General features: G+C 70.0%; 15 protein-coding genes. 11 read left to right on the top strand and 4 right to left on the bottom strand.

Annotated elements, in window-relative coordinates; all coding sequences use genetic code 11:
- Nucleotides 1-136: 136 nt before the first annotated feature.
- From QM568_RS09340 to QM568_RS09330, 3 genes are all read right to left on the bottom strand, one after another.
- The gene (locus QM568_RS09340; RefSeq protein ID WP_415138111.1) at nt 137-2,680 is read right to left on the bottom strand and encodes an esterase-like activity of phytase family protein; all 2,544 of its coding nucleotides are present in this window, start codon (nt 2,678-2,680) and stop codon (nt 137-139) included.
- Nucleotides 2,681-2,790: 110 nt separating this feature from the next.
- Complete coding sequence (gene pknB / locus QM568_RS09335) at nt 2,791-4,755, bottom strand: Stk1 family PASTA domain-containing Ser/Thr kinase (protein ID WP_415138109.1); 1,965 nt, start codon at nt 4,753-4,755, stop codon at nt 2,791-2,793.
- 76 nt (nt 4,756-4,831) lie between these two features.
- Entirely contained in the window at nt 4,832-5,956 is a 1,125-nt protein-coding gene (locus QM568_RS09330; protein ID WP_415138107.1) for a LysM peptidoglycan-binding domain-containing protein, read from the bottom strand.
- Nucleotides 5,957-6,125: 169 nt separating this feature from the next.
- On the opposite strand from QM568_RS09330, the gene QM568_RS09325 reads away from it, so the two are divergent.
- The gene (locus QM568_RS09325; RefSeq protein WP_415138113.1) at nt 6,126-6,431 is read left to right on the top strand and encodes an Rv2175c family DNA-binding protein; all 306 of its coding nucleotides are present in this window, start codon (nt 6,126-6,128) and stop codon (nt 6,429-6,431) included.
- 13 nt (nt 6,432-6,444) lie between these two features.
- Here the strand turns inward: QM568_RS09325 and QM568_RS09320 are convergent, their stop codons facing one another.
- Nucleotides 6,445-7,545 carry a polyprenyl synthetase family protein gene (locus QM568_RS09320; protein ID WP_415138105.1) on the bottom strand — a complete coding sequence of 367 codons (1,101 nt, stop codon included), beginning with the start codon at nt 7,543-7,545 and terminating at the stop codon, nt 6,445-6,447.
- A gap of 85 nt (nt 7,546-7,630) precedes the next feature.
- Here QM568_RS09320 and QM568_RS09315 point away from each other — a divergent pair, with 85 nt between their 5' ends.
- The 10 genes from QM568_RS09315 (at nt 7,631) to QM568_RS09270 (ending at nt 18,448) form a co-directional block, all read left to right on the top strand.
- Nucleotides 7,631-8,005 carry a DUF3040 domain-containing protein gene (locus QM568_RS09315; RefSeq protein WP_415138103.1) on the top strand — a complete coding sequence of 125 codons (375 nt, stop codon included), beginning with the start codon at nt 7,631-7,633 and terminating at the stop codon, nt 8,003-8,005.
- A 269-nt stretch (nt 8,006-8,274) separates the two neighbouring features.
- Nucleotides 8,275-8,706 (top strand): division/cell wall cluster transcriptional repressor MraZ, encoded by a 432-nt coding sequence (mraZ, locus tag QM568_RS09310; protein ID WP_415138101.1) that lies wholly within the window; start codon nt 8,275-8,277, stop codon nt 8,704-8,706.
- A gap of 102 nt (nt 8,707-8,808) precedes the next feature.
- The gene (gene rsmH, locus QM568_RS09305; RefSeq protein WP_415138099.1) at nt 8,809-9,747 is read left to right on the top strand and encodes a 16S rRNA (cytosine(1402)-N(4))-methyltransferase RsmH; all 939 of its coding nucleotides are present in this window, start codon (nt 8,809-8,811) and stop codon (nt 9,745-9,747) included.
- Complete coding sequence (locus QM568_RS09300; protein ID WP_415138097.1) at nt 9,744-10,304, top strand: hypothetical protein; 561 nt, start codon at nt 9,744-9,746, stop codon at nt 10,302-10,304. Before rsmH ends, QM568_RS09300 begins: the two co-directional genes overlap by 4 nt.
- Before the next feature lie 26 nt (nt 10,305-10,330).
- A complete protein-coding gene (locus tag QM568_RS09295) occupies nt 10,331-12,106 on the top strand; it encodes a peptidoglycan D,D-transpeptidase FtsI family protein (protein ID WP_415138095.1) in 1,776 nt (591 codons plus the stop codon).
- A 30-nt stretch (nt 12,107-12,136) separates the two neighbouring features.
- Nucleotides 12,137-13,549 (top strand): UDP-N-acetylmuramoyl-tripeptide--D-alanyl-D-alanine ligase, encoded by a 1,413-nt coding sequence (locus QM568_RS09290; protein ID WP_415138093.1) that lies wholly within the window; start codon nt 12,137-12,139, stop codon nt 13,547-13,549.
- Complete coding sequence (gene mraY, locus QM568_RS09285; protein WP_415138091.1) at nt 13,546-14,658, top strand: phospho-N-acetylmuramoyl-pentapeptide-transferase; 1,113 nt, start codon at nt 13,546-13,548, stop codon at nt 14,656-14,658. Before QM568_RS09290 ends, mraY begins: the two co-directional genes overlap by 4 nt.
- Nucleotides 14,648-16,186 carry a UDP-N-acetylmuramoyl-L-alanine--D-glutamate ligase gene (gene murD / locus QM568_RS09280; protein WP_415138089.1) on the top strand — a complete coding sequence of 513 codons (1,539 nt, stop codon included), beginning with the start codon at nt 14,648-14,650 and terminating at the stop codon, nt 16,184-16,186. Before mraY ends, murD begins: the two co-directional genes overlap by 11 nt.
- Nucleotides 16,155-17,360, top strand: coding sequence for a putative lipid II flippase FtsW (gene ftsW, locus QM568_RS09275; protein ID WP_415138087.1), 1,206 nt, complete (start codon nt 16,155-16,157; stop codon nt 17,358-17,360). Before murD ends, ftsW begins: the two co-directional genes overlap by 32 nt.
- Nucleotides 17,357-18,448, top strand: a complete 1,092-nt coding sequence (locus tag QM568_RS09270) for a UDP-N-acetylglucosamine--N-acetylmuramyl-(pentapeptide) pyrophosphoryl-undecaprenol N-acetylglucosamine transferase (RefSeq protein WP_415138085.1) — start codon at nt 17,357-17,359, stop codon at nt 18,446-18,448. Before ftsW ends, QM568_RS09270 begins: the two co-directional genes overlap by 4 nt.
- Nucleotides 18,449-18,502 lie beyond the last annotated feature (54 nt).

Here is an 18,502-nt window from a genome sequence, read left to right as displayed (position 1 = left end):
CGCCCCCCCCGGGCCCCGGGGCCCCCCATTCTGCCTCCCCGGGTGGGTGGGGTGGCCACTTCCGCATCGCACCGCGGGATTTCGGATGCGGAAGTGGCCACGCCGCCGGGGGGGCGCCCCGGGGCAGGGTTGCAGATCAGGCGCGGCGGCGGATGAGCAGCAGCGCACCGAGGGCGAGCAGGATGCCGGCACCGGCGGCGACCGGCAGCAGCCACGCGGTGTCGCCACCGGTGGTCGCGAGCGAGCCGGAGGGCGACGACGTCGAGCCGCCGGCTGACGGGGTCTCGGTCGGCTCCGGCTCGGTGGGCTCAGCGGTGGGCTCAGCCGTCGGTTCGACCGTGGGCTCCGGCGTCGGCTCGGTGGCCTGCGGGAACGCATCGGCCGAGGCGCCCAACCGCAGGAACACGGTCTCGCCCGTGGCATCCTTCAGGCCGTCGTTGTCGGTGACCGCGTACAGGCTGCCGTCGGTGGCCACGGCGAACCCTTCGAGCTTCTCCTGGGTCCAGCCGTTCGTCGCCAGCAGTGCCGGGAGCGCGTCGATCGCCGTCGTCTTCTCGAGCACGGTGAGCGGCTCGCCGAAGGCGCTGCCTGCGGCATCCGTCGGAATCTCGACCCGGGTGACCTTCTTCACGGCCGCTGCCGGACCGTTCAGCTTGTCGCGTTCGATGAGCGCAAAGGTGTCGTCGTCGATCGCGGTGATCTCGGACGCTCCGATCCAGTCGCCGGCCGTGTCGGTGGCGTCGAGCGGATAGCCGAACCAGGTCCACTCGTCCGTCGCCGGGTCGAGACGGCCGATGCGCACGACATCCCCGTCGACGGTTCCGGCATCGACGTCTGCGGGATCGATCCACAGCGGACGCTGCAGCACGCTCCACACCCGCAGGCCGGGGCCGGAGCCCGTGACGGTCACTCCCTCGAAGCCCCACATCGCGACGTGCGCGGCGACATCGGCGGGAAGGGGGCGACGCTCGATGATCGCGCCGTCGGCATCCGCGTGCACGAGCTGGTTCTCCGGCCCGGTCGCTCCTTCGACGGCGAGCCAGAAGGTGCCGTCCGCCGCGGCGGAGATGCCCTCGACATCGAGGTCGACCGGCTGGCCGCCCTCCGTCACGGTGAGCGCGCCCGTGATCAGCGCCGGGGTCTGCGCCACATCGACCGTGTAGATCGTCGCGGGCGACACGACGGCGTCGCTGGCGGCGTACAGGGTGGAGGCGTCTTCGGGGTCGCTGGACAGCGCGCCGAGGGCCGACCAGCCGATGGGACCGGCATCCGTGGTCGCCGACAGGATGCTCGGCTGCGAGGAGCCGCCCTCGCCCAAGGAGAACACGTTGACCGCGGCGCGGACGCCGTTCTCGGCCTCGTCGGTCTCGCTCGAGACGATCAGCAGGTTCCGCTCGGGCACGGGAAGGATGCCCTCAGGGCCGTTCGTGGTGAACAGGATCTGCTCGAACGCGGGAGCCGCCGGATCGGTCATGTCGTACACGGCGACGAAGTTCGAGCGCTCGCTGGCGACGAACGCGTACGGCGTGCCTTCGAACTCGGCGAAGGCGAGGCCCTCGGGCTCCGCGCCCTTCTTCTCGGTGCGGCTCTCGTTGTGCAGACCGTACTGCACGGCGATGTTCGCGAAGGAGTCGCCGGCGTCCCAGACCACGTCGCCCGTGGCGGTGTCGAAGACGGTCCAGCCGCGGGTGCCGCCCTTCCAGTCGCCTTCGTTGGCCGTGGCGACGAGGCCGTCGCCGACCCAGGCGATCGAATCGGGCTCGCGGGCAGCGGCGGGCAGCGAACCGGTGAGGTCGATACGGCCGTCCTTCTCGGTGTCGACGCCGGCGAGGGCGACCTCGCCGGCCGAGAACACCGAGGTGAGGCTCTTGGTGGCCAGGTCGATCACGGCGATGCCGTTGTTCTCCTGCAGGGTGACGGCGAGGGTGTTCGAGCCGTCGATCGTGACGTACTCGGGCTCAGGGTCCTCGGGGGTGTCGATGCCGGCGGCGGCGACGATCGGCAGCGGCGCGCCGGTCTCGTCGACGAAGGGCACGGGCGTCGCCGTCCACGCCTCGGGGTCGGCGCCGAGGTCGAGCACCTGGACGAAGCCGGCGGGCAGCTGCGGAAGGTCGCCCTCCTCGCCGCCGGCGGGCGTCGCCTCCTCGTCGCGCTGGTTCTCCATGGCGATGGCGGCATAGGCGCCGTCCTTCGAGATCGCGATGGAATCGGGCTGTCCGCCCAGGTCGATCGAGCGGACAACGGTGCGGTCGGAGGCGCGCAGCACGTCGAGGCGCCCCTTCGGGTCGGCGAAGTCGCCGCCGGTCTCGTCGATGACGACGAGGATGTAATCGCCGTAGGAGGCGACCGAGGTGGGCTGGTCGTCGGCGTGGCCGAGGTCGGCGAGCGAGACGGTGCTCGTGCCCTTCGGGTTCGCCGGATCGGTGACGTCGACGAAGCCGATGCGCTTGCCTGCGGCGTCGGTGTAGACGACGGTGCTGTCCTCGGTGATCGTCGAGATCTCGGCGACGGTGGCGGATGCCGGGTCGACGCCCGCAGGGACGTTCAGGTACACCGGGTAGGTCGCGGTGCGGCTGAACGCGGAACCGGCGGGAGCGGCGGATGCCGCGACCGCCGCGGTCACGGCGCCGGCCAGGAGGCAGGCCGCGAGCGCGGCGGCTGGGAGGGAACGAGAGGGCATGGGCACACTCCGGTCGGATGATTGGGGATCATCGCCAGAGTGTTCCTGTCGGGCGTACTCGAGGTGCCGTTCGGGTGAAGCGGGGACGTCGCGCGGGTGAACGGATGGTGTCAGTCGCCGGCGAGGCAGGAGAAGTCGAAGCCCGACCAATTGAAGCTGATCTTCACCGTCGATCCCTTCAGCGCGAGAATGCCGGCGCCGGGATCCGTCCCCGTGGCGGCGACGCAGTCGTTGCGCACGCTGCTCCACCGGGTGTCGTAGTCGACGGCGAAGCCCGCGTTCTTCAGAGCGGCGATCGCCGCGTCGCGCTTCAGGTCCTTGACGGCCGGGACCGGGACCGGTTCTGGGCCCTTCGAGACGACGAGCGTCGTCTCATCGCCCGGCCGCCAGTTCCCGCCATCGCCGCGCGGCGTCATCGAGATCACGATGCCTGCCTTGACGGTGTCGCTGTACTCCTCGGGCTGGCCGGTGACCGTGATGTCCTTCTCGGCGAGGGCGGCGACGGCGGCATCCGCCGTCATCCCGACGACGTCGGGGATCGGGCCGAGCGAGACGAAGAGCTCGACGGTGTCGTCCTCGAAGAGGTTGCAGCCGCCGCCGCACTCGTGCGCATCGCCGCCGGCGCGCGGAGTCACGTAGGCGTTGATGACGAGCCCGGCGTTCGCATCGGAGTAGAGGTCGAAGGTCTCTTCCTTCACGTTCACGTTCAGCGACGCGAGATAGTCCCTGGCGTCCTGCACGGTGCGGTTGTTGAGCGCCTCGACGGTGTGCGGGGCGGGGCCGGTCGAGACGATCACGTGCACGGCGTCGCCCTTGTCGAGGCGGGTGCCGGAGGCGGGGTCGGTGTCGATGACGATTCCGGCATCCACGTCGATCGACGAGGCTTCATGGAGCTCCGGGACGAAGCCGTCGGCCTCGAGGGCGGCGGCGGCGTCGTCGTAGGTCTTCCCGGCGACGGCGGGCACGGCGATGAGGGAACCCGGACCCGACCCGAACCACCAGCCCACACCGCCGGCGACGGTGGCCAGCAGCAGCACGAGGGTGAGCAGGAACACCCCGCGCGCGTGGCGTTTCGAGGTGCGCCGACGCAGCAGGGTGGCGTTGTCCACAGCCTGGGGGACCGGTGCGATCGAGTCGGCGAGCACGGCGGTCTGCGGCATGACCTTGGTGACGTCGCCGGAGTCGTCGGCACGCTGCGGAGCGGTCGCGGCGGCGACCGCCGGGGCGATGCCGAGCTCGCGCTCGATCTCGCGCAGGCGCGCCAGCATCTGCCCCGCATCGTCGGGGCGCTCGTCTGGCGACTTCTCCGTGGCCCAGAGCACGAGCTCGTCGAGCTGCTCCGGCACGCCGGGGTTGCGCACGCTCGGTCGCGGCACCGATTCCGTGGCGTGCTGGAAGGCGATCTGCATGGGCTGCTCGCCCTTGTAGGGCTGCTCGCCGACGAGCATCTCGTAGAGCATGATGCCGAGGGCGTAGATGTCGCTGCGCGCGTCGGCGGTGCCGCGGGTCACCAGCTCGGGGGCGAGATACGCGATGGTGCCGAGCAGCTGCTGGCCGGTGGCGGTGTTCGCCGTCGTCGCACGAGCGAGGCCGAAGTCGCCGATCTTGATGCGGCCGTCCTCGGCGAGCAGCACGTTCTCGGGCTTCACGTCGCGATGCACGATGCCGGCGCGGTGCGCCGCGGAGAGACCCGCGAGCACGGCGTCCATGATGGTGATCGTCTGCTGGATCGTCAGGCGCTTCTGCTCGCGCAGGAGCTCCCGCAGCGTGATGCCAGGCAGGTACTCCATGACGAGGTAGGCGAGCTCGCCGTCCTGGCCCTGATCGAAGACGTTGACGACGTGGGGGTCGGCGAGACGGGCCGCCGCACGCGCCTCCTGGATGAACCGGCTCTGGAAGTTCGAGTCGTCGCTGAGATGCGCGTGCATGACCTTGAGGGCGATGCGGCGTTCGAGGCGCATGTCGGTTGCGACGTACACGGTGGCCATGCCGCCGCGGGCGATGCGGGCGCGGACCCGGTAGCGGCCGTCGACAAGACGCCCGATGAGCGGGTCGGCCTGCTGATTGGTCGTCACGTCAAGAGTCTAGGCAAGACCGGCTGAAAGCCCGGGGAACGGCTCGCCCCTCTGGGCGGTCGGATTGGCGCGCCGCTCACCCGTAGAGGGCGAGCCACTGGTGCGCCTGCGTCTCCCACTGGCCGTAGCGGTCGGGGTAGGCCGAGATCTGCACAGCCTGCGCTGCCGCGGTGAAGGGCATGCCCTCCCACCCGGGGATGTCCAGAAGGCCCCGGGTCAGTGTGCCGTTGGGGTCGCCGCTTCCGCCGAAGAACGCACGCGTGCTGCGGTCGGCGTCGAGGATCTGCGCCGGTTCCCCCCAGCCCGTGCTCGGACGCTGCTGGAACAGGCCGAGGGAGTCGCGGTCGCCGTGATCGAGGTTGCGGATGCCCGATTCGACCATCGCGGCGGCGAGGGCGATCGCGATGCCACGGTCGGGCACGCCGAGCTGGCGGCCGATCGAGATGATGAGCGAGGCGTTCGCCGCCTGGTCGGCGTCGAGCGCGGCGCTGAGCTGGCCGGGGGCGGCAGGAGGGGCGGAGACGATCACGCTCTGGCCGGGGTAGATGATCGACTGCGGACCCAGCGCGTTCCACGCGAACAGCGATGCGGTGCTCACGCCGTACTTCTGGGCGATGCCGTACAGGGTGTCCCCGGCGACGATGGTGTGCGTCGTCGTTGCCGTCGCAGCAGTCGCCGTCGCGGGCTGCGCGGCGGGCGCCGCGGCGGAGACCACGAGCTGCTGGCCGGGGTAGATGATCGACGTGCGGCTCAGGCCGTTCGCGGCGAGCACCGCATCGACGGAGGTCGCGTACCTCTGGGCGATGCCGTAGACGGTGTCGCCGGTGACGACGACATGGGTCTGCGCGGCGACGGGCGCCGCAGCAGCGGCGGTCGAGGTGCCGGTGAGCACGAGGGTCTGACCAGGGTAGATCACCGAGCGCCAGGTCAGGCCGTTCCAGGCGAGCACGTCGGCCGTCGCCAGCCCATAGCGCTCGGCGATGGCGGAGACGGTGTCTCCTGGCTGCACGACGCAGCTCGCCGGAGGGGCGGTCTGCGCCATCGTGCGCAGGGAGGGCAGCGACAGCCTCTCCAGAGGGACGGCAGGCGTCTCGGCGGCTGCCGGAGCGACGGATGCGGTTGCGGCGAGGCTTCCGATGACAGCAGCGGGCAGGCCGAGCTGCAGGTAGCGGTGCCGTCGGGCAGTGGTCTTCTGTCTCACGGGTTCCCCTTGTTCGACGTCCGCCCACGCTGACACGGATGTAAACAGAAGTCAACATCCGTGACACATGTGATAGGCGTGACCGGAGTGACTGCATGCGCCTCGACCGGGGAGGTGAGATAGTGGGCAGGTGTCTGCAGCAACTGAGATCTCGTCCGACTGGCTGACCATGCCCGACCTCGTCGAGGTCCTCGACGAACCCCTCGGCCGCGTGCGCCGTCTGATCGACGAGCACTACCTGGTCGGTTCCCGGCGCACCGGCGTCTTCGCCGTGCCGTCCGTCTTCATCGTCGACGGGCATCCGCTTCCGGCCCTGCGCGGAACGATCATCGTCCTGCAGGACGCCGGCTTCGACGACGACGAGCTCATCGACTGGCTGCTCGCCGACGACGAGACCCTCGGGCGGTCCCCGATCGCGGCGCTGCTCGCTGGCCACAAGAGCGAGGTCCGCCGCCTCGCCCGCACGCTCGCCTGATCGCGGCGGCGGTTCAGGCCGAACGCGACGTCGCCGCGCGGGCGAGATCCCGCAGACCGTTCACGGCCGCATCGTCGAGGCGCGCGCCGGTGAGGGCGCGGTCGGCCGCCGACGCGTAGTCGGCGATCATCTCCTCGACCTGTTCCAGTGCTCCGGACGACGCGATCGTCGCCTGAAGGAAAGACACCTGCTCGGCGTCGAGATCCCGATCGCCGAGCATCTCGTCGAAGAGGCTGCGTGCGGAGGGCGCGATGGCCTGCCGCGTCAGCGCCACGAGAGCAGTGCGCTTGCCCTCGCGCAGATCGTCGCCGGCGGGCTTCCCGGTGACCGCGGCGTCGCCGAAGACCCCGAGCACGTCGTCTCGCAGCTGGAAGGCCATGCCGACCGGATGCCCGAACCGCCGCAGCGCCCGCACCTGCTCGTCGTCGGCATCTGCGAACACGGCGCCCAGCACGAGCGGCTGCTCGATGCTGTACCGTGCGGACTTGAGCGAGGCGACCCGCAGCGCGCGTTCGAGGTGCGATTCGATCGGGTTCACGCTCCACGCCGACTCCTCGGCGATGTCGAGGAACTGGCCGACGGTCACATCGCGCCGCATGCGCGCGTACTCCCGGCGCACACGGGGGGCCGTCGGATGCTGCGCCAGCGCCTGTTCGAGCAGGTCGTCGCTCCAGGAGATGAGGAGGTCGCCCAGGAGGATCGCGGCCGAACGGCCGAAGGCCGCCGCATCGCCGCTCCATCCGGCATCCGCGTGCGCGCCCTCGAGGGCGCGATGACCCGAGGGCCGACCGCGGCGGGTGTCGGAGTTGTCGATGAGGTCGTCGTGCACGAGCGCCGCCGACTGGAAGATCTCGATGGCCGCGCAGAGATCCCAGAGGGCATCGGTCTCCCTGGCGTCGCGCTCGCGGTGGCGGGCGATCGCCTGCCAGCCGGAATGGCAGAACCGCGCGCGCAGGCGCTTGCCGCCATCGAGCGTGCGGGCCCCGGCGTCGAGCATCGCGACAGCGTCGGGTCCGTACTCCACGGCCTCCTCGTTCATGATCTCGAGGAAAACGCGCAGTCGCGAGGCGACGGCATCGGCGACGGGCGTGGGGGAGGGCACGACTCCCAGCATACGTAAAGGCTCCGAAGCCCGGATCGGCTACCCGTGGCGCGCATCCCGCGCGTAGAATAGAGGGAAGACACCTGAGGGGAACGAAATGCCACTCTCTGAACACGAGCAACGTCTGCTCGACGAGATGGAGCGCCATCTTCTCCACAACGACGCAGACGTCGTCAGTGCGCCGAGCGGCGATCGCGCGCTGAGCTATCGCAATCTGGTCTATGGCGCTCTACTGCTGCTCGTCGGCATCGGCGGACTCATCGCCGGTGTCGTTGTCGGAGACATCGGGGGAATCGTCATCGGGGTCGTCGCGTTCGCCGCGATGCTGGGTGGGGTCATGCTCGCCGTCACCCCCGTCCACCGGACGACGTCGGCGACGCCGCGCTCCGCCGCGCAGGCGGAGCCGTCGCAGAGCCCCTCGTTCATGGACCGCATGAATGATCGGTGGGATCGCCGCCAAGACGATCGCTGACCCTCTTCCTCCTCTTCCACGAAGGCCCGGATGCCCTGAGCATCCGGGCCTTCGTGCGTCTGCGGGAGTGCTCTTCGCCCTGCGCCCTCGTTCCTCCACCTGTCCTCCACTGACCCTCCACTGTCCTCCACCGCGGAATTCCGCGGAAGTACGAGGCTGTCAGCAGGGAGACGGGGATATTCTCCGCACTTCGGCATAGGAATGTGGAGGAAAGTGGAGTAAAGTGGGGCGCACCTCGAGTTGGCCGGGCGGAGAGGGGGTGATGGCCGATGCTGCTGGGTACGCACACGCCGAAGCTGGACGACAAAGGGCGGGTCATCCTGCCCGCGAAGTTCCGCGAGGATCTCGGCGGCGGCGTGGTCGTCACCCGGGGCCAGGAGCGCTGCCTCTACGTCTTCAGCACCGCGGAGTTCGAGTCGATGCATGAACGCATCCGCCAGGCTCCGCTCGCCAACAAGCAGGCGCGTGACTTCATGCGCCTGTTCCTCTCCGGCGCCAGCGCCGAGATGCCGGACAACCAGAACCGCATCACCATCCCGCAGGCGCTGCGTCAGTACGCGGGCCTGCAGAAAGAGCTCGTCGTCACCGGTGTCGGCGCCCACGCCGAGATCTGGGATGCGGAGAGCTGGAACCAGTACCTCGCCGCCGGCGAGGAGGCCTACGCAGAACTGGAGCAGGAGGTGATTCCCGGGCTCTTCTGACCACGGCTGTGATGCCCCGCCGCTCCCGCCCCGACACACTTCCCCGGTGCCGGGTCGCGAAGCGGAGGGGGATCAGAGCCGAAGGTCCATCCGAGAAAGATCATGAACCTCCGAGACATCCACACCCCCGTCCTGCTCGAGCGCTGCGTCGAGCTGCTGGCTCCCGCCCTCCAGGCGGACGGAGCCGTGCTCGTCGACGCCACCCTCGGCATGGGCGGGCACTCCGAGGCGCTGCTCGAGCGCTTCCAGAACATCCGCCTCATCGGGCTCGACCGCGACACCGATGCGCTGCGCATCGCGGGGGAGCGGCTGGCGCGCTTCGGTGACCGCGTCACGCTCGTGCACACCGTCTACGACGAGATCGGCCACCACGCGCAGGGTGCCGCCGGCATCCTCTTCGATCTCGGCGTCTCCTCGCTGCAGCTCGATGAGGCCGAGCGCGGTTTCGCCTACTCGAAGGACGCGCCGCTGGACATGCGCATGGACCAGACCAAGGGCGTGACCGCGGCCGAGGTCATCGCGACCTACAGCGAAGGCAGCCTCCGCCGCATCTTCGAGCGCTACGGCGAGGAGAAGCTGGCCGGCCGCTACGCGCGCTTCATCATCGAGGCGCGGCAGAAGCAGCCCATCACGCGCTCCGGACAGCTCGTCGACGTCCTCGTCGCGGCCACTCCGGCCGCCGCGCAGCGCGCGGGTCACCCGGCCAAGCGCGTGTTCCAGGCGCTGCGCATCGAGGTCAACGCCGAGCTCAACGTCCTCGCCGACGCGATCCCCGCCGCGATGGACGCCCTCGCCGTCGGCGGTCGCATCGTCGTCATGTCGTACCAGTCGCTCGAGGACCGCCTTGTCAAGCAGGCCTTCGCCGCAGCGGCCGCATCGACCGCGCCCCGGGGACTGCCGGTCGAGCTGCCGGAGCACGCCCCGAGATTCACCATCCTCACCCGCGGGGCCGAACTCGCGGACGACGACGAGCGCGCGCGCAACCCGCGCGCCATCCCCGTGCGCCTGCGTGCGGCACAGAAAGTACGGGAGACCTCATGAGCCTGAGCACCGCGGTCCGCACGCCCCGCAGCGCACCTGGGACGCCGGCGAAGGCCCCCGGCCGTCGCCTGCGTCAGATCACGTCGCCGCCGGCACGGCGCAAGCCGAAGCTCGCATACGCCCTTGTGGCGCTGGGCGGGGCGATGGCCATCGCCGCGGCGCAGATCATCCTCTCCCTCGCCATCACGCAGGACTCCTACACACTGGCCTCGCTCTCCTCGCAGCAGCGGTCGCTCGATCTGCGCACCGCCGCACTGCAGGAGGAGCTGACCGGGGTCGGCTCCCCGCAGGCGCTGGCCTCGGAGGCGGCGGCGCTCGGCATGGTCGTTGCGGGCTCGCCCTCCTACCTCCGCCTCAGCGATGGCGCCGTGTTCGGCACCGGCACCGGCGCGGGCGGGGCCTCGACGGTCGACCCGAGCGGTTCGGGCGCCGTGAGCAACGCCCTGCTCGCCGCGCCGGCGCAGGCCGACGCGCCGGTCGCGTCCGAGCCCGTGGTGGAGGCCGAGCAGCTGCCGCCGGCGATCACCGACGGCCTCCCCACCCCTGAAACCCGCTGAAGACAGACGACCGACGGAGAGCGCGCATGACGACACGAGCCACCCGGAGCCCCCGGCGACGCACCGTGGCCGCACTCGGCGTGATCCTCGTGATCCTCGCCACCTTCGTCATCCGACTCGTGGACATCCAGGTCGTGAGCGCCGATGTGCACGTCGCGCAGTCGCTGAAGTACCTGGGCAACACCACCTCGATCCCCGGGCAGCGCGGCGCGATCGTCGACGCGAACGGCACGATCCTCGCCCAGAGCGTGACCGTGTACGACGCGAACATGGACCCGAAGGCCATGGTCACCGTCGAGGAGAACGAGAAGAACCCGCCGGATCTGCCGTGGGCCGATGCGTCGACGGCGATCGCCGAGATCATGGGACTCGACGCCGAGGAGCTGCGCACCGGCGTCGACGAGGCGCGCGCGCAGAACGAGGACATCCGCTGGTTTCCGTTGACGAAGGGGCTGAGCGCCCAGCAGTTCACCGATCTGAAGGCGCTGAAGCTCGCCTACCTGCACTTCGATGAGCGCGAGATCCGGGTGTACCCGAACGGCGCGGTAGCAGGCAACGTGATCGGCTACCTCGACGGCTCCGGAGAGCCGCAGGCGGGCATCGAGCAGTTGGAGACGGCCTGCCTCGCCCCGGAGAACGGCTCGGAGACGTACCGCACGGGCGCCAACGGCGTCGTCATCCCTGGGAGCGAGCAGAAGACGGATGCTGTCGACGGAGGCACCGTGCAGCTCACCATCAACAGCGACCTGCAGTGGTACATGCAGCAGATGATCGCCGAGGAGGCGCAGACGCAGGGCGCGCAGGGCGGAACCGTGACGGTGGTCGAGGTGAAGACCGGCAAGATCCGCGTCGCGGCCGAGTGGCCGACCATGGACCCCAACGACCTCGACGCCTCGAGCCCGAGCACCTGGGGCAGCAAGCTCTTCACCTACCCGTTCGAGCCCGGCTCGACCTTCAAAGCCATCACGGCGGCGGCGATCATGGAGAACGCCGGAGTCACCCCGACCTCGCCCACCGTCACGGCGTCGTCGCGCGAGCACTTCCCGAACGGCGCTGTCATCAACGACGCCTTCTCGCACCCGACCTACGACTACACGCTCACAGGCGCTCTCATCGACTCGTCGAACGTCGCGCTGTCGAAGTTCGGCACCATGGTCAGCCCCGAGGTGCGCTACGACTACCTGCAGCGCTTCGGCGTCGGCACGCCGACCGTGGGCTTCCCGCACGAGTCCGCCGGCGAGCTGCACCCGACCTCCGAATGGGACAACCAGTCGCTCTACACGACGACCTTCGGCCAGCACTTCACCGTCACCGCTCCACAGGTCGCCGGTGCCTACCAGGCGATCGCGAACGGCGGCGAGAAGATCGACCTGTCGCTGGTAGAGTCGTGCACCGACGCCGACGGCACCGTCCACGAGGCGGCCGCCCCGGAGAAGAAGCAGATCATCGAGCCGCAGACCGCCGCCGACCTCACCCGCATGCTCGAGAACGTCGCCGTTCAGGGCGGCAACGCCGAGCGCATCCAGGTGCCGGGCTACCGGGTGACCAGCAAGACCGGCACCGCGCAGATCCCGGACGGCAACGGCGGATACAAGGCGGGCGTGTACTACACGAGCATGGTGGGCTTCGCCCCGGTCGACGATCCCCAGTACGTCGTGATCGTCACTCTCGACCAGCCGACTAGAATCACTTCATCGGCCGCGACGGCGTCCGCCTTCCAGAAGGCGATGACTCAGGTCATGAAGACCTACCGCGTGATGCCATCCACCGTCCCGATGGACGAGCTCCTTCCCAAGTACTGATCGCCGGCTCACGCCGCGCCTGGAGATGTGATGATCGCCCTGTCGCTCGCTGAGATCGCCGCCATCGTCGGCGGCGATCTGCGCCTCGTCGGCTCCGACACGGCGGACACCGTCGTGGACGGCGTCGTCGACACCGATTCCCGCACGATGACTCCAGGGTCGATCTTCGTCGCCAAACCAGGAGCCGAGACCGACGGCCACCGCTTCGTCGGCAGTGCAGTGGCCGCCGGCGCCGTTCTCGCCATCGTCGAGCGCGTCGTCGACGAACCCGTGTCGCAGATCGTCGTCGCCGACGTCGTGGCGGCGCTGGCGGCGCTCGCCCGCGAGGTCGTGTCCCGGGTGCGGGCGGGCGGGAACCTGAAGATCGTCGGCATCACCGGGTCCAACGGCAAGACCACGACGAAGAACTTCCTCGCCCGCATCCTCTCCGACGAAGGCGAGACGGTCGCGCCCATCAACTCGTACAACAACGAGGTCGGCGCCCCGGTGACCATGCTGCGCGTCACGCACGGCACCCGCTACCTGGTCAGCGAGTTCGGAGCGGCAGCCCCCGGCAGCATCGCGCACCTCGCCGGTCTCGTCGAGCCAGACATCGCCGTCGTCCTCATGGTCGGCATGGCGCACGCGGGCGGCTTCGGCGGCATCGAGGCGACCGCGAAGGCGAAGTCCGAGCTCATCGCGGCGGCGCGCCCCGGCGGCACCGCGGTGCTGAACGTCGACGATCCCCGTGTCGCGGCGATGCGCGAGCTCGCCGAGTCCCGCGGCATGCGGGTCGTCGGCTTCGGGCAGTCCGCCGCGGCCGACGTGCGCGCCAGCGCTCTCGTCGTGAGCGCCTCGGGCACGACGTGCGAGATCGAGGCCGCGGGGCAGCGGATGCCGTTGCACCTGCGCGTGCTCGGCGCGCACCACGTGTACAACGCGCTCGCGGCGATCTCGGCGGCAGGAGTCCTCGGCGTGCCGGCATCCGCCGCGATCGCGCGGCTGGAGACCCTCGACATCGCCGAGCGGTGGCGGATGCAGCCGCTGGGCAATGATCGGGTGCGTATCATCAACGACGCGTACAACGCCAGCCCCGACTCGATGGCGGCGGCCCTGCGGACCCTCGCGCAGATCACCGGCCCCGACGAGCGCACCGTCGCGGTGCTCGGGGCGATGAGCGAGCTCGGCGAGGACGCAGGCGAGGAGCACGATCGCGTCGGCCTGCTCGCGGTGCGTCTGAACATCCGCCGGATCGTCGTCGTCGGCGCCGAGGCGCGCCGACTCTACATCTCCGCCATCGGCGAGGGGTCGTGGGACAGCGAGGCCGTGCACTTCGATGACCAGGACGCCGCCTTCGAGTATCTGCGCACCGAGCTGCGCGACGGCGATCGCGTGCTCGTGAAATCCTCGAACTCCGCTGGTCTGCGGCATCTCGGCGATCGTCTGGGAGAATTGTTCTCGTGAGGTCACTCATCATGGCGGCGGCCATCTCGCTCGCCTTCACCCTCTTCCTGACACCGGTCTTCCTGCGGCTGTTCCGCAAGTGGGGCTGGGGTCAGGTCATTCGCACCCCCGAGGCCCTGGAGAATCCCAGTCACGAGGCCAAGCGCGGAACCCCCACGATGGGCGGCGTGATCTTCATCGTCGGCACGATGGTCGGCTACTTCACCGGCGTCTACGTCGGCGGTCGCGAACCGTCGCTGTCGGCTTTGCTGCTCATCTGGGTCACGATCGGATTCGGCGTCGTCGGCTTCATCGACGACTACATGAAGGTGCGCAGCCAGCGCAGCCTCGGCCTCTCCGGCTGGCGCAAGGTGCTGGGACAGCTGCTCGTGATCGTGCCGTTCGGCATCGTCGCCCTCAACGTCCCGAACTCGGCCGGCCAGACGCCGGCGACCGGCGCGGTGTCGCTGTTCCGTGACATCCCCTGGCTCAACCTCTTCGTCTTCGGGGCCGTCGGGGGGTGGATCCTCTACCTCCTCTGGATCTCGGTGATCGGGGTGGCCACCTCGAACAGCGTCAACCTCACCGACGGGCTCGACGGTCTCGCCGCCGGCGCCGGCATCCTCGTCGTCAGCGCCTACGGCCTCATCTCCTTCCGCCAGTTCCAGCAGTCGTGCGTCGGGGAGTCGATCGAGAAGGCCGCGCTCGGCGGATGCTACGAGGTGCGCGATCCGCTCGATCTGGCGGTCATCTCGGCGGCGTTCGCGGCGAGTCTGATCGGGTTCCTCTGGTGGAACGCGCCCAAGGCCAAGGTCTTCATGGGCGACGTGGGGTCGATGGCCATCGGCGGCGTGATCACGGCGCTCGCGATCATGACCCACACCGAGCTGCTGCTGTTCGTCATCGCTGGCGTCTTCGTGCTCTCCTCCGGCTCGGTGATCCTGCAGCGGGCGTACTTCAAGCTCACGCGGGGCAAGCGGCTGTTCCTGATGAGCCCGTTCCACCATCACCTCGAGATGCGCGGCTGGTCCGAGGTCACGATCGTGGTGCGCCTGTGGATCATCGCCGGGCTCCTCGCCGTCTCCGCGGTCGGTCTCTTCTACGTCGAATGGCTGACCCGTGTCAGCTGAGTCGCGCCTCGCCGCGCTGACGAGCTGGAACGCCGACTGGTCGGGGCTCCGGGTCGCGGTGCTCGGCCTGTCGGTGACCGGGTTCTCGGTGGCGGACACGCTCGCGGAGCTGGGAGCGTCCGTGCTCGTGCTCAGCGAGTCCGCCGAGGAGGAGTACGCACGGCTGCTCCCGGTGATCGGAGCGCAGCTCGAGCTCGGATCCCTCGCCGTCGTGCCGCAGACGCTGATCGACTTCGACCCCGAGGTCGTGATCGCCTCGCCGGGGTTCTCCCCGGCCCATCCCGTCATCCGCTGGACGCAGGAGTCGGGCATCGCCCTGTGGGGAGATGTCGAGCTCGCCTGGCGCGTGCGCGACAAGGTGCTCCGCGAAGACGGCACGCCCGCCGAGTGGATGCTCATCACCGGCACGAACGGCAAGACGACGACCACCCAGCTCACCGCGAGCCTGCTCGTCGAGGGCGGGCTGCGCGCCGCGCCCTGTGGAAACATCGGCGTGCCGGTGCTCGACGCCGTCCGCGACCCTGCAGGCTTCGACGTGCTCGTCGTCGAGCTCTCCAGCCATCAGCTCTGGTACCTCGGGCTGTCGGCCCCCGACGGTCAGCTCGTGCCCCACGCCTCGGTGTGCCTGAACCTCGCCGACGACCACCTCGTCTGGCACGGCAGCGCAGACGCCTATCGCGAGGCGAAGGCCGTCGTCTACCGCAACACGAAGATCGCCTGCGTCTACAACAAGGCCGACGAGGCGACCAAGCGCATGGTCGAGGACGCCGACGTCGTCGAGGGCGCCAGGGCCATCGGGTTCGACCTCGGCACCCCTGGGCCCAGCGATCTCGGTGTGGTCGAGGGGCTGCTCGTCGACCGCGCCTTCCTCGACGACCGCGCGCGCAGCGCGCTGGAGCTCACCACCCTCCGCGACCTCGAGGAGGTCGGCCTCGCCGCCGGGCACATCGTGCAGAACATCCTCGCCGCCAGCGCCCTGGCGCGGTCGGCGGGGGTGACGCCCGAGGCGATCCACGCGGCTCTGCAGAAGTTCACCCTCGACACGCACCGCATCCAGGTCATCGCCCGTCACGACGGCATCGTCTGGGTCGACGACTCCAAGGCGACGAACCCGCATGCGGCGGCGTCATCGCTGCGCGCCTATCCCGGCGCGGTCTGGATCGTCGGCGGAGATCTCAAGGGCGTCGACATCGCAGACCTCGTCGCCGACGTGGGCGGCACGGCGCGCGCCGCCGTGGTCATCGGGGTCGAACGGGCCGACGTCGTGGCGGCATTCGAGCGACACGCGCCAGCGGTGCCGGTCTTCGAGGTCGACGCTGGCGACACTGGTGAGGTCATGAACCGCGTCGTGGAGATCTCGGCGGGGATCGCGGATGGCGAGGGCACTGTTCTGCTGGCCCCCGCCGCAGCATCCTTCGACCAGTTCTCCGGTTACGCGGATCGGGGCCGCCGCTTCGCCGAAGCGGTGCGGGAGTGGATCGAGCGGGGGAGCGGCGATGACGCAACTGGCCGGCCCCGCGCGCACTGATCGGACGAGGTCCTCGAGCAGAGGGCTCGCCGCCCGCGTCTCGCTCGGCAAGCGGTTCACCCCGGTGCCGGCGGAGTTCATGATGATCGCGTCCACGGCGCTGCTGCTGACCGTCTTCGGCCTCGTCATGGTGCTCTCCGCGACGAGCGCGGATGCCGTGTCGAAGGGGGCGAGTCCCGTCGACGGCGCACTGCGGCAGGGGATCTTCGCCGTGCTCGGCATCCCGCTGATGTTCCTCATCTCCCGGCTGCCGATCTCCGCGATCAAGAAGATGGCGTGGCCCGCTCTGTTCGGGGCGGTCGTCCTCCAGCTGCTCGTGTTCACCCCGCTCGGCTACGCCGAGGGCGGAAACCGCAACTGGCTCAAGATTGCCGGCTTCACGCTGCAGCCATCGGAGTTCCTCAAGCTCGCCCTCGCCGTGTGGATCGGCTACGTGCTGATGCGCAAGCAGACGATGCTCGGCACCTGGCATCAGGTCTTCATCCCCGTCGTGCCGGTATCGGTCCTCGCCATCGGTACGGTGCTCGCCGGCCGCGACCTCGGCACCTCGATGGTTCTCGTGATCATCATGCTGGGCTGCTTGTTCTTCTCCGGCGTGAAGCTGCGGCTGTTCATCATCCCGGTGGTCCTCGGGGCTCTCGCGGTGCTCGCCCTCGCGCTGACGAGCTCCGATCGGATGCGGCGCATCACCGCCGTCTGCTCGGGCATGGCGAATTACGAGGACGACTGCTATCAGTCCATCCATGGCCGCTGGGGCATGGCGACCGGAGGCGTCTTCGGGGTCGGTCTCGGCAACTCCCAGGAGAAGTACGGGTGGCTCCCCGCCGCCGGAAACGACTTCATCTTCGCGATCGTCGGCGAAGAGCTCGGGCTGATCGGATGCCTGGTCGTGCTGGCGCTGTTCGCCACCTTCGCCGTCGGGGTGTTCCACGTCATCCGCAAGACCCGCGATCCCTTCATCCGGATCACCGCGGGCGGCATCACGGTGTGGATCGTCGGTCAGGCGATCTTCAACATCGGCGTCGTGATCGGCATGTTCCCCGTCATGGGCGTGCCGCTGCCGTTCATGTCGCAGGGCGGCACAGCCCTGCTGGCGGTGCTCATCGCGTGCGGCGTTCTGCTCGCGTTCGCCCGAACGATCCCCGCAGCCGAGCGGGGTAAAGTCGCCAGGTGACCACGTACCTTCTCGCCGGCGGAGGCACCGCCGGCCACGTCAACCCGCTGCTCGCCGTCGCCGACGGACTGCGCGCGCGCGACGCCGGCTCCACGGTCCTCGTGCTCGGCACGGCGGAGGGGCTCGAGTCCCGGCTGGTGCCGGAGCGCGGGTACGAGCTGCTGATCGTCGACAAGGTGCCCTTTCCGCGACGGCCGAACGGCGCGGCGCTGGCGTTCCCCGCGCGGTTCCGTCGCGCGATCGCCCAGGTGCGCGCGCACATCCGCGAGCACGGGGTCGAGGTGGTCGTCGGCTTCGGCGGCTACGCCTCGGCGCCCGCGTACGTCGCGGCGCGTCGTGAGGGCGTCGCATTCGTGGTGCACGAGGCGAACGCGAAGCCGGGCCTCGCCAACGTCCTCGGCGCGCGCCGCGCCGCAGCCACCGGGGTCGCCTTCGCCGGCACGCCGCTGCGCGGAGGCGAGGTCGTCGGCATGCCGCTGCGCCGCGAGGTCATCGAACTCGACCGCACCGTGCGCCGTCACGAGGCCGCGGAGCACTTCGGCCTCGACGCCGAGCGCCCCGTACTTCTCGTCTTCGGCGGATCGCTCGGCGCGCAGCGGCTCAACGAGGCGCTCGCCGACTCCTGGGCCGACGTCCTCGCCGCCGGCTGGCAGTTGCTGCACGTGACCGGCGAGCGCAGCGACCTGACCGATCCCGGCGTCCCCGGGTACGCGATGCGGCGCTACGTCGACCGCATGGACCTCGCCTTCGCCCTCGCCGACCTCATCGTCTCGCGGTCGGGCGCGGCCACGGTCAGCGAGATCAGCGCTCTCGGCATCCCCGCCCTGTACGTGCCGTACTCGGTCGGCAACGGCGAACAGCGCCTCAACGCGGCCTCTGCCGTCTCCACCGGGGCCGCACGGCTCCTCGACGACGCCTCCTTCGACGGCGACGCCGTGCGCCGGATCGTCGTGCCGCTGCTGGGCGACGATGCCGCGATCGAGCGGATGGCCGCGGCGGCGCAGCGCATCGGCACCCGCTCCGGCACCGAGAACGTCATCGCCCTGATCGACAGGGCGCTGGCCGACGGCCCGGCATCCGCTCGGTGAGCGCAGGCATCGAAACGCAGGGCGCACGCGTCGAAACGCAGACCCGAAACGTAG

It is taken from the genome of Microbacterium sp., assembly GCF_047607465.1.
Lineage (GTDB): Bacteria > Actinomycetota > Actinomycetes > Actinomycetales > Microbacteriaceae > Microbacterium.
Note: the sequence above shows the minus strand (reverse complement) of the source record. Positions and strands in the feature narration are given on the sequence as shown.